Source organism: Bosea sp. RAC05, from assembly GCF_001713455.1.
Classification (GTDB): Bacteria; Pseudomonadota; Alphaproteobacteria; order Rhizobiales; family Beijerinckiaceae; genus Allobosea.
Genome location: NZ_CP016464.1, coordinates 3,255,217 through 3,269,492 on the forward strand (window position 1 = coordinate 3,255,217; position 14,276 = coordinate 3,269,492).

The 14,276-nt window shown below is 69.5% G+C and carries 14 protein-coding genes; 5 read left to right on the forward strand and 9 right to left on the reverse strand.

All coding sequences use genetic code 11. The features are described 5' to 3' along the window. Positions 1-21: 21 nt before the first annotated feature. Complete coding sequence (locus BSY19_RS18830) at positions 22-414, reverse strand: hypothetical protein (RefSeq protein ID WP_069055480.1); 393 nt, start codon at positions 412-414, stop codon at positions 22-24. Between the two features lie 171 nt (positions 415-585). Here BSY19_RS18830 and BSY19_RS18835 point away from each other — a divergent pair, with 171 nt between their 5' ends. Beyond that, a complete protein-coding gene (locus BSY19_RS18835; protein ID WP_069055481.1) occupies positions 586-1,560 on the forward strand; it encodes a VOC family protein in 975 nt (324 codons plus the stop codon). A gap of 14 nt (positions 1,561-1,574) precedes the next feature. Here BSY19_RS18835 and BSY19_RS18840 read toward each other — a convergent pair whose 3' ends face one another. From BSY19_RS18840 to BSY19_RS18855, 4 genes are all read right to left on the reverse strand, one after another. Further along, positions 1,575-3,104 (reverse strand): UxaA family hydrolase, encoded by a 1,530-nt coding sequence (locus BSY19_RS18840; RefSeq protein ID WP_069057243.1) that lies wholly within the window; start codon positions 3,102-3,104, stop codon positions 1,575-1,577. A gap of 155 nt (positions 3,105-3,259) precedes the next feature. Further along, positions 3,260-3,643, reverse strand: coding sequence for a type II toxin-antitoxin system VapC family toxin (locus BSY19_RS18845; RefSeq protein ID WP_069055482.1), 384 nt, complete (start codon positions 3,641-3,643; stop codon positions 3,260-3,262). Next, on the reverse strand, positions 3,643-3,855 hold the full coding sequence (locus BSY19_RS18850) for an AbrB/MazE/SpoVT family DNA-binding domain-containing protein (RefSeq protein ID WP_069055483.1): 213 nt from the start codon (positions 3,853-3,855) through the stop codon (positions 3,643-3,645). The genes BSY19_RS18845 and BSY19_RS18850 overlap by 1 nt, the downstream gene beginning before the upstream one ends. A gap of 189 nt (positions 3,856-4,044) precedes the next feature. Further along, positions 4,045-4,386 carry a phasin family protein gene (locus BSY19_RS18855; protein WP_069055484.1) on the reverse strand — a complete coding sequence of 114 codons (342 nt, stop codon included), beginning with the start codon at positions 4,384-4,386 and terminating at the stop codon, positions 4,045-4,047. A gap of 337 nt (positions 4,387-4,723) precedes the next feature. On the opposite strand from BSY19_RS18855, the gene BSY19_RS18860 reads away from it, so the two are divergent. Continuing rightward, positions 4,724-6,385 (forward strand): SPOR domain-containing protein, encoded by a 1,662-nt coding sequence (locus BSY19_RS18860; protein WP_442856659.1) that lies wholly within the window; start codon positions 4,724-4,726, stop codon positions 6,383-6,385. 69 nt (positions 6,386-6,454) lie between these two features. On the opposite strand, the gene BSY19_RS18865 is transcribed toward BSY19_RS18860, so the two are convergent. Together BSY19_RS18865 and BSY19_RS18870 are read right to left on the reverse strand one after the other, a co-directional pair. Further along, positions 6,455-7,168 carry a DnaJ domain-containing protein gene (locus BSY19_RS18865; RefSeq protein ID WP_069055486.1) on the reverse strand — a complete coding sequence of 238 codons (714 nt, stop codon included), beginning with the start codon at positions 7,166-7,168 and terminating at the stop codon, positions 6,455-6,457. Beyond that, the gene (locus BSY19_RS18870; protein ID WP_236840404.1) at positions 7,165-7,908 is read right to left on the reverse strand and encodes a VWA domain-containing protein; all 744 of its coding nucleotides are present in this window, start codon (positions 7,906-7,908) and stop codon (positions 7,165-7,167) included. The genes BSY19_RS18865 and BSY19_RS18870 overlap by 4 nt, the downstream gene beginning before the upstream one ends. 90 nt (positions 7,909-7,998) lie before the next feature. Here BSY19_RS18870 and panC point away from each other — a divergent pair, with 90 nt between their 5' ends. Together panC and BSY19_RS27655 are read left to right on the forward strand one after the other, a co-directional pair. Beyond that, positions 7,999-8,847, forward strand: a complete 849-nt coding sequence (panC, locus tag BSY19_RS18875; protein ID WP_069055487.1) for a pantoate--beta-alanine ligase — start codon at positions 7,999-8,001, stop codon at positions 8,845-8,847. Between the two features lie 142 nt (positions 8,848-8,989). Next, positions 8,990-10,735, forward strand: a complete 1,746-nt coding sequence (locus BSY19_RS27655) for a VWA domain-containing protein (protein WP_069055488.1) — start codon at positions 8,990-8,992, stop codon at positions 10,733-10,735. Positions 10,736-10,791: 56 nt separating this feature from the next. On the opposite strand, the gene BSY19_RS18885 is transcribed toward BSY19_RS27655, so the two are convergent. Then, the gene (locus tag BSY19_RS18885) at positions 10,792-11,229 is read right to left on the reverse strand and encodes a DUF1489 family protein (RefSeq protein ID WP_069055489.1); all 438 of its coding nucleotides are present in this window, start codon (positions 11,227-11,229) and stop codon (positions 10,792-10,794) included. Positions 11,230-11,357: 128 nt separating this feature from the next. Between BSY19_RS18885 and BSY19_RS18890 the strand changes: the two genes are divergently transcribed. After that, positions 11,358-12,128 (forward strand): SDR family NAD(P)-dependent oxidoreductase, encoded by a 771-nt coding sequence (locus BSY19_RS18890; RefSeq protein ID WP_069055490.1) that lies wholly within the window; start codon positions 11,358-11,360, stop codon positions 12,126-12,128. Positions 12,129-12,275: 147 nt separating this feature from the next. Here BSY19_RS18890 and BSY19_RS18895 read toward each other — a convergent pair whose 3' ends face one another. Beyond that, a complete protein-coding gene (locus BSY19_RS18895) occupies positions 12,276-14,261 on the reverse strand; it encodes an acetyl-CoA carboxylase biotin carboxylase subunit (protein ID WP_069055491.1) in 1,986 nt (661 codons plus the stop codon). Positions 14,262-14,276 lie beyond the last annotated feature (15 nt).

Here is a 14,276-nt window from a genome sequence, read left to right on the forward strand (position 1 = left end):
GGAGCGGCCTCTCGCTGAGCATCACCGCAGCAGCGCCGCGTAGCGATCGCGATAGGCGACGACCAGCAGCGAGCCCAGCACCACCAGGATCACCGCCACGGGAATGCCCTGCGGGTTGATGACGAGGTGGAAGAGCACGATCACCGTCATCACCGGCGCGATCAGCGCAAGCCCGAGTGCCGGCGCGATATTGCCGAGCAGGCTGAGCGCGCCGACGAGGTTGATGGTCTTCAGCAGCGGCCAGAGGAAGCCGGAGGCCTGCAGCGCCTCCTCGAAGGCGACACCGCGGGTGCTGGTCGGCGGATGGATCAGATGCGTGCCGGTGGCCAACCACCAGAAGCCGTCGACGGCTGAGACGAGGAAGAGCAGCCCGAGCAGCACGCGCGGGACCGTGACGAGAAGCAGGGTCTTCATGAGGGTCCTTGAATCGCAAAGGCCCGCCGCAAGCGGCGGCGGGTGTCCCGCCTTTGTCGCGGTGAGGCCCGTTCCGGTTCACCATGCGCGACCCCACGCGCTTGTGAGATGCGCCGGGCCGCATTTCATGGCCTGCCATCGCCCGATCGTTTTGCCTTGCGAGCCGTCCCGATGACCCCTGCCCTGACCCGCCGCCTTCTCCTGCAACTTGCCGGCTGCGCCTCCCTCTCGGGCGCGCTGGCCGGTGCCGTCCGCGCCGAGGGCGGGCCCGTCACTTCCCCTCCCGCAGGACCCGGCTTCGCCAATGCCACGCCGCTGCGTATTGGCCAGGCGGCACTGCGGGTGCGCGACGTCGAGCGCATGAGTACCTTCTATCGCGACGTGCTCGGGCTCGCGGTGCTGGCGCGCGGCGAGGCCGGCGTCACGCTGGGCACGGCCGAGGGCGGGCTGCTCCTGCTGTCGCCGCGCCCAGGCGCCGCTCTCGAGCCGCCGACCCAGGCCGGGCTCTTCCACACCGCCTTCCTGATGCCGACGCGCCGCGACCTCGCCCGCTGGCTGGTCCATGTCGCCCGCAACCGCACGCCGCTGACCGGATTCGCCGACCACAGCGTCAGCGAGGCGGTCTATCTCAACGACCCCGAAGGCAATGGCATCGAGGTCTATGCCGACCGTTCGCCGGAGCGCTGGCGCTGGGAGGGCGGCAGCGTCGTGATGGGCACCCACCGGCTCGACGTCGACGACATCCTCGCCCTGACCGACACCCGCGCCAGCGACTACGCGAAAGCGCCCGATGGCCTGCGCATCGGCCATGTCCATCTGCGCGTCGGCGACGCCGCGGCGGGAGACCGTTTCTACCGCGACCTCCTCGGCCTCGAACCGACGCTCCGGCGCGACGCGGCGAGCTTCCTGTCATCGGGCCGCTATCACCACCATCTCGCGCTCAACAGCTGGAACAGCGCAGGTGCCGGACCGCGCGACGCCGGCGCGACCGGCCTCGACTGGTTTTCACTGCTCTCGGCGAAGGCGGATCTGCTGGCGGGCACGCATCAGCGCCTGCTCACGGCGGGCCAGGCGGCCCGGCCGGTCGCCGGCGGATTTGAGAGCACCGATCCCTGGGGGACGCGCGTCAGGCTGCTGCAGGGCTGAAAGGCCCCCTCGCCTCACATCGTTGCGCCGATCTGCCAGGGCACGAACTCGGCGTCGCCATAGCCCATCTCCTCGGACTTGGACTTCTCGCCCGAGGCGACCTTCAGCAGATAGTCGAAGATCTCCTGGCCCTTCTCCTCCAGCGTCACGCCGTCGAGGACATCGCCGCAATTGATGTCCATGTCGTCGGTCTGCTTGAGATACATCGGCGTGTTGGTGGCGAGCTTGATCGAGGGCGTCGGCTTGCAGCCATAGGCCGAGCCGCGCCCGGTGGTGAAGGCCAGGATGTTCGCCCCGCCCGCGACCTGACCCGTCGCCGAGACAGGGTCGTAGCCGGGCGTGTCCATGTAGACGAAGCCCTTGGAGCGCACCGGCTCGGCGTAGTGATAGACGGCGGCCAGCGTCTTGGTGCCGCCCTTGGCGGCAGCGCCCAGCGACTTCTCGAGGATGGTGGTCAGCCCGCCCGCCTTGTTGCCCGGAGACGGGTTGTTGTTCATGTCCATGCGGGCGCGCGCCGTGTAGTCCTCCCACCACTTGATGATGCCGACGAGCTTCTCGCCGGTCTCGCGGTTGGCGGCGCGGCGGGTGAGCAGATGCTCGGCGCCGTAGATCTCCGGCGTCTCCGAGAGGATGGCCGTGCCGCCATGCTCGACCAGGATGTCGACCGCCTTGCCCAGCGCCGGGTTGGCGGTGATGCCGGAATAACCGTCCGAGCCGCCGCATTGCAGGGCGAGCATCAGTTCCGAGGCCGGCACGGTCTCGCGCCGCGCGCGGTTGGCAATCGGCAGCATCACCTTCAGCGCCTCGATTCCCGCGGCCACCGCCTTGCGGGTGCCGCCGGTCTCCTGAATCGTCAGCGTGCGGAAGACGTCGCTCTCCTCGACGCCATAGGCCTCCTTCATCCGCTTGATCTGGAAGCCCTCGCAGCCGAGCCCGACGACAAGGACCGCGGCCATGTTGGGGTTGCAGGCATAGCCCCAGGTGGTGCGCTTCAGCACCTCGAAGCTCTCGCCATTGTAGTCGATGCCGCAGCCCGTGCCGTGGGTCAGCGCGATGACGCCGTCGACATTCGGATAATCGGCGAGCAGCCCGGAGCGCTTGACCTCCTCGGCCATGAAGCGCGCGGCCGAGGCCGAGCAGTTCACCGAGGTCAGGATGCCCACATAATTGCGCGTGCCGGCCTTGCCATTGGCGCGGCGGAAGCCCTCGAAGGTCGCTTGGCTCTCGATCGGCAGCACGAATTCGGGCTTGGCCTCGGCACAGAAATCATAATCCCGCTCGAAGGCGTGGAAGCCGGTGTTGTGCTCGTGAACCCATTCGCCGGGCGGAATGTCGACGGTGGCGAAGCCGATGATCTGGCCGAACTTGCGGATCGGCTCGCCGGTCGCGATCGGGCTGAGTGCCAGCTTGTGGCCGCGCGGAATGCGCTTTTGCGCCGTCACGCCCGCCGCACTCACGCCGATGTCGATCGGGTCCACGGCGACCGCGACATTGTCGCTGGCGTTCAGCCTGAGGGTACGCGGCGGTATGGCTTTGTCGAGCATCGGAGGAACCACTGGCTTGCAGGCCGCGGCGCGCGCGGCGACGGGCAAGACATGCGCTTCCTCGCGACAGTTTTCAATCGGTTCAAAACAACCATCGCCACGGCGCGACCCGTCGCGGCGGATGTACGGCTCGGCTCGGCATCACCGAGACCGGGCTAGGCACCGCTGAGCTTGGCGAAGTAGGTCACACTGCCGAGCCCCTCGAAATGCGCGTCGCAGGTCAAGAGATCGGCGCCGCGGTCCAAGGCCGTTACGTAGACGATCGCATCGGCGGTCGACAGCCGGTGCCGGGCGCAGAGTTCCGCCGCCAGCAAGGCCAGTCGGGTATCGAGCGCGACGACGACGCACATCTGGCTGAAGGCGATGACTTGATCAGCCTTGTCCTCACCGACCTCGCGGACGAGCCATTTGCCGAGCTCGAGTTGAACGATGGTCGGGACCAGCCAATCCTCGCGCGGCAGCAGCCAGGATTCCAGGGTTTGGCCCGTCGGCGATGCGATCAGCCACTCGATCCAGGCCGACGTGTCGACCAGCCGCATCAGGCCCGATCGCTGCGATCACGAAAATCAGCCGGGTTGGCCCCTTTGGCCAGCCCCTTCAAATCTCCCGGCGACGGCACGGGGACCAGCAGGACGCCCGTGCCCTTCGGCACAAAGGCGAACTCCTGGCCCGCTTTCCAATGGCGCGCCTGTCGGACAGCCTTCGGGATCGAGATCTGGAACGTCGCGGAAAGGGTTGCGGTGTCGGACATGATCGCATTCCCTCATCGATCGATGGGAAGCCAGAGGTAACAGGAAACCCCGTTCGCCGAAAGCATGACGCCGCGCGCGCAGGCATCCGCGGGCTTGCTCGGCGCCCAAAGACGAAAAAACCCGGCCTCGCGGCCGGGCTTTGATTCAGCGGTGAGGCCTGGCGCCGCGAGCGGGCGGCGCCGGTCAGCTCACTTGGTGGCCGGAACGGCCTTGGCGACGATGCCCTCGAACGGCTTGTAGGCGTCCTTGGCGATCGAGGCGTAGAGCTCGCCCATCTTGGTCATCTGGGCGACGGCGCCCTCGAAGGCGGTCTTGACGTAGTCGGTCTGGATCTCGATGGCCTTGTCCAGGGTCTTGACGCCGGCCAGCTTCTCGAGCGTGGCGGTGCCGGTCTCGAAGGACTTCTTGGCGTAGTCGGTCGCCTCGACGGCGAGCGTCTGCACGCCCTTCGAGGTGGCGCCGAAAGCCTTCAGGGCGGCGTCGACGTTCTCTTTGGAGGCCTTCTGGATGGTTTCGAACTGCTGGATCATGTTTCTTCCCTCGGCACGCATGCCGCCTCTTGCTGACGAGCCTTCAAGGCCCGGGTCTGTCGCCCCTGGGTCAGATGAAAAAGGGTTCACCACCGGGACCGCATCCATATTGTGCACCGCAACATGAATGTCAAGGTCGTGCTGCATTGCACGGGCTGCATCACGACGCCGCTCGCCGCGCTGGCGAAATAGCCGGCATTTTAACGGACCCGTAACCGCACGCTCCTAACCTCCTCGACTGTATCCCATATGCCACGTCGCGTGACGCCGGCTGTGGGGAACGAGAGTTCCGGTTGAGGCGGGTTGCATGGCTTTCAGTTGCGTTGGGTCCCGACGTGTGCGTTCGCGTGCGCTGGTGGCAATGATCGGCATCGTCGCGATCGCGGTCGCGGCCGTCGCCTCTCCCGCCGAGGCGGCGCGCAAGAAGAAGCGCCCTGCCGGCGGCGGCTATGCGCCCCCCTATGCGGCGATGGTCGTCGATGCGCGCACCGGCCGCACGCTGCACGCGGTCAACGAGGATGCGCCCCGCATCCCCGCCTCGATCACCAAGGTCATGACGCTCTATGTGCTGTTCGAGCAGATGGAGCGCGGCCGCTTCACCATGAATTCGGAGCTGACGGTTTCGGCCCATGCCGCCCGTCAGGAGCCCTCCAAGATCGGCTTTGCCCCAGGCGAGACGATCTCCGTGCGCGACGCGATCCTCGCCCTGATCACCAAATCGGCCAACGACGTGGCGATGGCGGTGGCCGAGAATGTCGGCGGCTCCGAGGATGAGTTCGCCCGCATCATGACGGCACGCGCGCGCTCGCTCGGCATGGCCCGGACCACCTTCTACAACCCGCACGGCCTGCCCCACAGCCCGCCGAACATGACCACGGCGCGCGACCTCACCATTCTCGCCCGCGCCATCCAGGAGCGCTTCCCGCGCTACTACCCGATGTTCTCGACGCGGGTGTTCAACTATGCCGGCGGCGCCTATCGCAACCACAACAAGCTGCTCGGCCGCATCGAGGGCGTCGACGGCATCAAGACCGGCTACACCCGCCTCTCCGGCTTCAACCTGATGACCTCGGCCAAGGCCGATGGCCGCCACGTCGTCTCGGTCGTCCTCGGCGGGCGCTCCGGCGCCTCGCGCGACAAGATCATGGCCGACCTCGTCGTCGCCACGCTGCCCAGGGCCGCGACCAGCGGTCGCGCCTCGACCATGGTCGCAGAGGCCCCCGAGCCCGAGGAGCGTCCGCAGGAGCGCGTTCAGGAGCGCGCCCCGGAGCGTCAGCGCCCGGCCGCGCCGGTCGTCGCCGCCGCCGCGCTCGAATCCAGCCCTCTCCCGGTGCCGCGTCCCCGCATCGAGGCGGAAGCCCCGGCGCCGCTGCCCGCCGCCGCCCGTGCCTATGCGCCCGTGCCGACGACGACGCCGGTCGCCCCGCCGCGCCCCGTCAGCGCCAGCGTCCAGCCGCCCCTGCAGGTCTCCGGCATGCGTCCGGTCACCGCCACCACGACCCCGCCGGCGATGCGCTGGTCGATCGGCGCCCCCGCCGCCGACGGCAAGGTCCTGCGTCCGCCCGCGAATGTCGACGTCACCTCCTCGATCGCCAAGGTCGCCGAACCCGCGGAAGCGCCGGCCCCGAAGCTCGCAGCCGCCCCCGCTGCCGCGGAGAAGGCTCACGAGGCGGGGGTGACCACCGTCGCCAAAGCCGTCGACAAGGCGCCCGAACCCGCCCGGAAGGCCGAGGTCCGCCCCGCCACCACGACCGGCAAATGGATCATCCAGCTCGGCGCGACCGATGACGAGGCCAAGGCGAAGGACATCCTCGCCCGCGCCCGCGCCAAGGCCGCCGGCCCGCTCGCCGAGGTCACCGCCGTGACCGAGAAGGTCGAGAAGGGCGGCTCGACGCTCTTCCGCGCCCGCTTCGCCGGCTTCGACGACTCCAAGGACGCCCAGAACGCCTGCGCCCGGCTGAAGCGCGACGGCTTCGCCTGCTTCGCCACCCGCGGCTGACGGTCAAGGACAAGGACAAGGAACGCTGGCATGTCGTACCCGACTTCCTCCCTCTTCCCGGCGGGCAGCTCACTTCAGAAGGACGTCCTTGGCCTGGTTGACGCGGGCGGCAAGACCGCTGGTGCCCCCGGCATCCGGGTGGATGCGCTTCATCAGGGTTCGATGAGCCTGGCGAATCGCCTCCTCACCCGCCCCCGGCTGAAGCCCCAGGATCTCGTAGGCCTCCTGATCCGACATCGCGCCCGCGCCCGGCGCGCGGCCCTGCCCCGCGTCGCGGTGACGATCAGCGTCTTCACGCCAGCCGGGCGACCGGCGGTCGAGATAAGCCTCTAGCAGGCGGGCGCCCTCGGGATCCTGCGCGAGGCATTCGCGCATCAGATCGGCAATCTCCGCCAGCGTCAGATCATCGAGGCTGCGGCCGGCGAAGCGGCCGGCGCTGACCGTCCCGGTCATGCCGCCGCTGTCATGATCGAGTTCCATCGCCAGCAGCTGCGAGGCGACGCGCGAGCGCGCCCCAGGCGTCTCGGTCGAGGACGCCCCCCAGGGAAAGCGGATGCCGCCGGGCCCGGTCGCGCTCCAGCCGAGCAGCCAGGCGCCGATGCCGCCGACGAAGATCGCCATGTCGGCGCGGCCGCGCATCATCAGCAGGGCGGCGACGCCCAGCGACAGCACACCGCCTCCGCCCTTGAGCGCCTTGGCGAGCACCTTCGGATTGGTGCTCGCGAACAGCTTCGACAGCCACCAGATCAGCAGAACGGCGGCGATCCCGTAAAGCAGCGTCACCGCCGACCTCCGTCCATCGATCCCAGCAGCCCGCGCACGGCCGGGCTGCCGGCGGCGAGCTTCAGCATCGCCTCGCGCCCGCCCGCCGCATAGGCGGCGGCGGCGCGCAGCAGATCGAGCAGCGAATCCGGCGCGGCCGCGTCGAAGCGGGCATGGGCGCCGCCGGTCAGCCGGGCCATGGTGGCGAAGGCCGCGCTTGCGGCGGGATCATGCCCCTCCTGGAACAGGAAGCCGCGGATGCCGCGCAGGCCGAGCTCGCCCGCCAGACCGGCCAGCGCATCGACCTCCTCCTCCATCGCATCGCCGACGAAGACGAAGGCGCGGATCGGCACGCTGCGCGCCTCGTCGCGGACATGCTTCAGCACGCGGGCGATCTGCGTCTGGCCGCCCTGGCAGGCAATGCCCGACATCAGCCCGTTCAGCCGGCGCGGCTCGCCGACCCAGCCCGAGGCGCGGCATTCGGCCAGCCCGCGGAAATAGACGAGCTGCACGGCGAGCCCGCCGCTCGTCGCCGCGACCTCGAACATCCGCGCCTGCAGCGAGCAGGCGAGGTCCCAGGTCGGCTGGCGGCTCATCGTGGCGTCGAGCGCGAAGACGAGCCGTCCCGCCTGCCCCGTCGCCAATGGCGCGAGTTGCTTCGCCGCCCCCAGGAAGCGGTCGATCTCGCCGGGCGCCGAACGGCCCGCCGCCACGCCCGTGCCGGCCCGCTTGTCCAGTGCCTTGTCGCTCTTGTCCGTCATGGCCTTGATATTGGCGGTTTGCCGGACATTTGCTACCCGTCCCCCGACGCGACATGACCGACTGCACAGCCCATTGACGAAAGAAGCGCCATGACCGGGATCGCGATCTTCGAGACCGTCGCCGCGATGCGGCAGGCCGTCGCGGGCTGGCATGCCGCGGGCAAGAAGGTCGGCCTCGTGCCGACGATGGGCGCGCTCCATGAAGGCCATATCGCGCTCGTCAAGGAAGCGCAGCGGCGCGCACAGCGCGTCATCGTCACGATCTTCGTCAATCCGACGCAGTTCGCACCGCATGAGGACTTCAAGAAGTATCCGCGCACCTTCGACGACGACTGCGCCAAGCTGGTTGCCGCCGGCGCCGATGCGGTGTTCTTCCCGCCCGTCGAGGAGATGTACCCGGCCGGCTTCGCCACCCGCGTGCTGCTGCTGGGGCCGGCCGCGGTCGGGCTCGACGACCGCTTCCGGCCGACCCATTTCGAGGGCGTCGCGACAATCTGCTGCAAGCTGTTCACCCAGTCGCGCGCCGATCTCGCGGTCTTCGGCGAGAAGGACTACCAGCAGCTCAAGGTCGTGACCCGCATGGCCGCCGATCTCGACCTCGGAATCGAGATCGTGCCGCTGCCGACCTTCCGCGAGGCCGACGGCCTCGCCATGTCCTCGCGCAACCGCTACCTCGCGCCGCAGGATCGCGCGCTGGCGCCGCTGCTGCATACGGTGATGCAGGCGCTGGCGGTCCGCATCCGCAACCGCGAGGACCTCTTTCGCGCCGTCGGCGAGGCTCAGGGCGAGATCATCTCGGCCGGCTTCGAGCTCGACTATCTCGAAGCCCGCCATGCCGACACGCTGGCCCCGGTGACCTCGCTCGCCGACGGACCGATTCGCCTGCTGGTCGCCGCCCGGCTCGGCGCGACGCGGCTGATCGACAATATCGCGGTGTGAGAGGCGGGCGAGGACGCAGGCTCGAGCCGCCAGGCGCTGTTTCCCGCCGATCCCCTTCCCGCGCGGCAGCATGGCCGTTATCTCTGGCGAAGGCTCGTCTGGACGCGGCCTCCCCCTGAAGTGGCTCGGCACGGAGGTGTTGATGCGGATCTGGATGATGGCCCTGGGCGTGTTGCTGGCGGTGGCCACCCCGGCAAGGGCCGAGCAATCCCTGATCGTGCTCGACGCCTCGGGCTCCATGTGGGGCCGGATCGACGGCAAGCCCAAGCTCGAGATCGCCCGCGAGGCGCTGAGAACCGTCCTGGGCGGGATGGCACCGGAGAATGAGATCGGCCTGCTCGCCTATGGCCATCGCGAAAGGGGCAATTGCTCCGACATCGAGCTGGTGGTGGCGCCGGGCCGCAACAAGGCCGGCGCGATCAACGAGGCAGCCGGGAAACTGCGCTTCCTCGGCAAGACGCCGCTGACGGAGGCGGTCAGGCAGGCCGCCATCGCGCTGCGCTATACCGAAGAGAAGGCCACCGTCATCCTGATCACCGACGGCATCGAGACCTGCCAGGCCGACCCCTGCGCGCTGGGGGCCGAACTCGCCAAGGCGGGGGTTGGCTTCACGGCACATGTCGTCGGTTTCGACCTGTCGCGCGAGGACGGCCGCAAGGTCGCCTGCCTGGCCGAGAAGACCGGGGGCCGCTACATCGCCGCCGCCAATGCCGCACAGCTGCAGGATGCGCTCAAGACCACCGTCAGCGGCACGGTCCGCCCCGCGGCAGCGACCGCCGTCAAGCGGCCGGCAGCGACGGTCCGAACCAGCGCAAAGCCGAGCATCGGCCAGAGCTTCGCCGCGGACTGGACCGGCCCCGGCGCCGCCGGCGACTATCTCGACATCGTCCCGGCCGGGAGCAAGGGCTTCGACGCGGAGCTGTCCTACGTCTATGTCGAGGGCGGCAAGGGCGCGACGCTGCGCGCGCCCGGCCGGCCCGGCAGCTATGAGCTGCGCTATGTCTGGATGGGTCCCGACGGCCGGCATGCGCTGGCGACGACGCGCATCGAGGTGGCAGACGCCCCCCATGCGCTCGAGGCCCCGGCCCGCATCGCGGCCGGCACGAGCTTCGACGTGTCCTGGAAGGGGCCCGGCCAACCGGGCGATTATGTCGATCTCGTCCGCCGTGGGCATACGGCGCCCGATGGCGAGATCGCCTATGCCTATCTCGACAGCGGCAACCCGGTCCGGTTGAAGGCTCCCGGCGAGGCCGGTCCCTATCAGCTGCGCTACATCCTCGCCGCCCCGGACGGCCGCAAGACGCTGGTCGCCATCCCGCTGGAGGTCACGCCCTCCGTGGCGACGCTCGCCTTCCCGCCCGATGCGGTGGCCGGCTCCAATATCTCGGTCCACTGGCGCGGTCCCGGCGCGGCGGGAGACTATATTGATCTGGTACGACAGGGGCATCGCGACGCCTCAGGCGAGCTCGCCTATGCCTATGTCGAGCAGTCGGAGGACCAGGAAACCGTGGCGCTCCGGGCGCCCGGCGCTCCCGGCGCCTACCGCATCCGCTATGTCCTCGCGGCGGCCGGAGGACACACGATTCTCGCCGAGGTGCCGCTGACCGTCCGGGCCGCCACGGCCAGCCTCGAAGCCCCCGCCAGCGTCCGGCCGGGCGAGGACTTTGCCGTGTCATGGCAAGGGCCCAATGGCGAGGGCGACTATGTCGACCTCGTCCCGGCCGGCTCCCGCGAGACCAGCGGCGAGCTGAGCTATGTCTATACGCAGGCTGCCTCGGACGGACGGCTCGCAGCGCCCGACAAGCCGGGACGCTACGACATCCGCTACATCCTCAAGGCGGGCGACGGCCTCAGCGTGCTGGCGAGGCGGAGCATCGAGGTCCGCTGAGCGGCGGGGCCCGCCCCTGTCCCGTTCTGCACCGCATCGCGAGCGACAGATGGCGTTTAAAGCAGCCCCAGCTCCGCCAGTTCCCGCCGCAGCGCCTCCGGCATCGCGCCGAGATCGCCGCTGCGGCCGTCGATGTCACGCGGCGCATCCTTGTCGGTGAGGTAGCGCCAACCCTGGAACGGCCGGCACGGGCGCGGCTCCAGCGGCACGACGACCGGCTCCAGCACGAGATGGCAGCGGCCGATGCCGTCGCCATCGGTGAAGGGACGGACCGCCAGAAGCTTCTGCCGCGCGCAGATCTGGCCCTTGATCACCCAGTAGAGCGAGCCGCCGTCGAGCAGTTCGTCGAGACGCTTGGGCACCATGCGGGTGGTGTGGATCTGCTCGGCCGTGCGGCCCAGCCGCCGCTCCAGTGTCAGGCGCTCCTCGATCCAGTCTTCGAGATCGCCGATCGAATCGGCGCCGACGCAGAGCTTGAGCAGATGGAGAGCCATGGCCGACAATCTAGTGCGGGAGGGACAACCGGACCAGCGCGGTCGGCGTTGCTCTCCACAGCTGCGCTGGGCCAGACTGCCGAAGCGACCTCGGGCCGCAGGGCAAATGGAATCGAACGGAGCATGTCATGCGTGGGTTGTCGGGCAAGGTCTTTCTCGTCACCGGCTCCTCGCACGGAATCGGACGCGCCATGGCGGAGCGGCTCATCGCCGAGGGCGCCAAGGTCCTGGTTCACGGCCTCGACCAGGCCGAGGTCGACGCCACCTGCCGCGAACTCGGACCGGCCACGCGAGGTGCTTCGGGCGACCTCGCCGATCCCGCGACGGCGCAGGCCCTGGTCGATGCGACCGTGGCGGCCTTCGGCCGCATCGACGGGCTCGTCAACAATGCCGGCATCTATCCGCGCGGCGTGATCGGCGAGACCACGGCCGCGTTCTTCGACCATATGTTCGCGGTCAACACGCGCGCCCCGCTGCTCTGCGCCGAGGCGGCGATCCGCGCCTTCCGCGCGCAAGGCTCGGCCGGCGCGATCGTCACCGTCGGCTCGCTCAACGCCTGGTGCGGCCTGTCCAACCTCACCGTCTATTCCATGTCCAAGGGCGCGCTGATGACGATGACGCGCAACCTCGCCGACGCGCTGGGGCCCGAGCGCATCCGCGTCAACCAGCTCAATGTCGGCTGGACCTTCACCGCCAACGAGGACGCGACCCAGCAGCGCGAGGGCCGCAAGCCGGGCTGGGAAACGCAAGTCCCGCTCCGCCACGCGCCGACCGGCCGCATCATGCAGCCCGCCGAGATCGCCGCCCATACGGCCTTCTGGCTGTCGGAGGAGAGCGCACCGGTTTCCGGCCAGATCTACGAGGTCGAGCAGTTCCCGGTCGTCGGGCGGCTGGGGTAGCGGCGCCTCCACCCGGAATTGCGAGCGCAGCGAAGCAATTCGGCCTGCGCGCTGGGTGTCTGCTGGATGGCTTCGCTCCGCTCGCAATGACGCGTGGTCCTCGCAAAGCAAGCAAGCAAACGCCGGCAAGTGACGCCCGCGATTCGCCTATTCTTCCAGCACCACGACCTTCGCGCCTTCCGCCACCTGCGCGCCAGGCGCGGCGCCGATCTCGCTGACCGTGCCGTCGCGCGGGGCGGTCAGGACATGCTCCATCTTCATCGCCTCGACGATGGCGAGCCGCTGACCCTTCACGACCGCATCCCCGGCGGCCACGAAGAGCGCGATCAGCTTGCCGTGCATCGGCGCCTTGATGACGCCGCCGGACCCCGCCGCAGCGTCGAGATCGACGGCGAAGGGGTCGAACAGCGCAACGGAGGTCTGCCGGCCGCGATGCAGCGCCAGCCAGGTGCCGCGCTCGCCTTGCGCCAGCGCGATCTCGTGCTCGCCCTCGTCGATGTCGTGGCCGGGGAGACTGACGCGGGCACCGGCCTCGTGCCACTCGATCCGCGCCTCGACCCGCTCGCCATCGACCAGCAGCGGCAGTCCGAGCGCCGGACGCGGCATCAGCGAGAAGGCGTCCGCCACGAGCCAGGGCGAGCGCGCCTCGCCATCGGCCCGCTCGGCCGCCTGCATCACGACCGCGACCTCCCGCTCCTCCTCGAGCTGGAGCGCCGCCGCTGCGACCGCCGCGGCATCGAGCGGCTGCGGCTCGGCCCCGAGCGCCGAGATGTTGCGCTCGATGAAGCCGGTGTCGAAGGGCCCCTCGCGAAAGCCCGGAGCCTCCGTCAGCGCCTTCAGGAAGGCCAGATTGGTCCGCGGCCCGGCAACGGCCGTCTCGCCCAGCGCCGCGCCCAGACGGTCCAGTGCCTCGTCTCGCGTCGCGCCATGGGCGATCACCTTGGCAATCATCGGATCATAGAAGGGCGTCACCGTGTCGCCGGCCTCGACGCCGGTGTCGATGCGGATGCCCTCGGCCTCCGGGAACTGCAGCGCCCAGAGCTTGCCGGTGGACGGCAGGAAGCCCTTCTCCGGATCCTCGGCATAAAGCCGCGCCTCGACGGCATGGCCGGTCGCTGTAACCTCGGCCTGGGAGAAGCCGAGCGGCTCGCCGGCGGCGACCTTCAATTGCAGCTCGACCAGATCGAGCCCCGTGATCGCTTCCGTCACCGGATGCTCGACCTGAAGCCGCGTGTTCATTTCCATGAAATAGAAGCGGTCGGCGCGCAGGCCGTCGCGCCCGTCGGCGATGAACTCGACGGTGCCGGCCCCGACATAGCCGACCGCTTTCGCCGCTTCGGTGGCGGCCTTGCCCATGGCGGCGCGGACCTCCGCGGTCATGCCCGGCGCCGGCGCCTCCTCGATGACCTTCTGGTGGCGGCGCTGCAGCGAGCAGTCGCGCTCGAAGAGATGGACGACGTTGCCATGGCTGTCGCCGAAGACCTGGATTTCGACATGGCGCGGCGCGAGCACATATTTCTCGACCAGCACGCGCCCGTCGCCGAAGGCGCTCTGGCCCTCGCGCTGGGCGCTCGTCAGCGCATCCGCGAAATCCTCCGGCCGATCGACCTTCTTCATGCCCTTGCCGCCGCCGCCGGCGACCGCCTTGATCAGCACGGGATAGCCGATCCGCTGTGCATCCTTCGCCAGGAAATCGACGCCCTGCTCGGCCCCGTGATAGCCCGGCACCACCGGCACGCTGGCCTTCTCGACCAGAGCCTTGGCGGCATCCTTCAGCCCCATGGCCCGGATCGCGGAGGCCGGGGGCCCGACGAAGACGATGCCGGCCTGCGCGCAGGCCTCGGCAAAGTCGGCGTTCTCCGACAGGAAGCCGTAGCCGGGATGGATGCAGGCGGCGCCGGCTTCCTTCGCCACCGCCAGGATCTTGGCCGCGTCGAGATAGCTCTCGCGCGCCGGCGCCGGGCCGATCCGGTAGGCCTCATCGGCCATCTGCACGAACAGCGCTTCCGCATCGGCATCGGAGTAGACGGCGATGGTGCGCAGGCCCAGGCGCCTGGCCGTACGGATGACCCGGCAGGCGATCTCGCCGCGATTGGCGATGAGGATGGAGGGCAGTTTCTCGGCGATCGACATGGCGGCTTTCCCGGG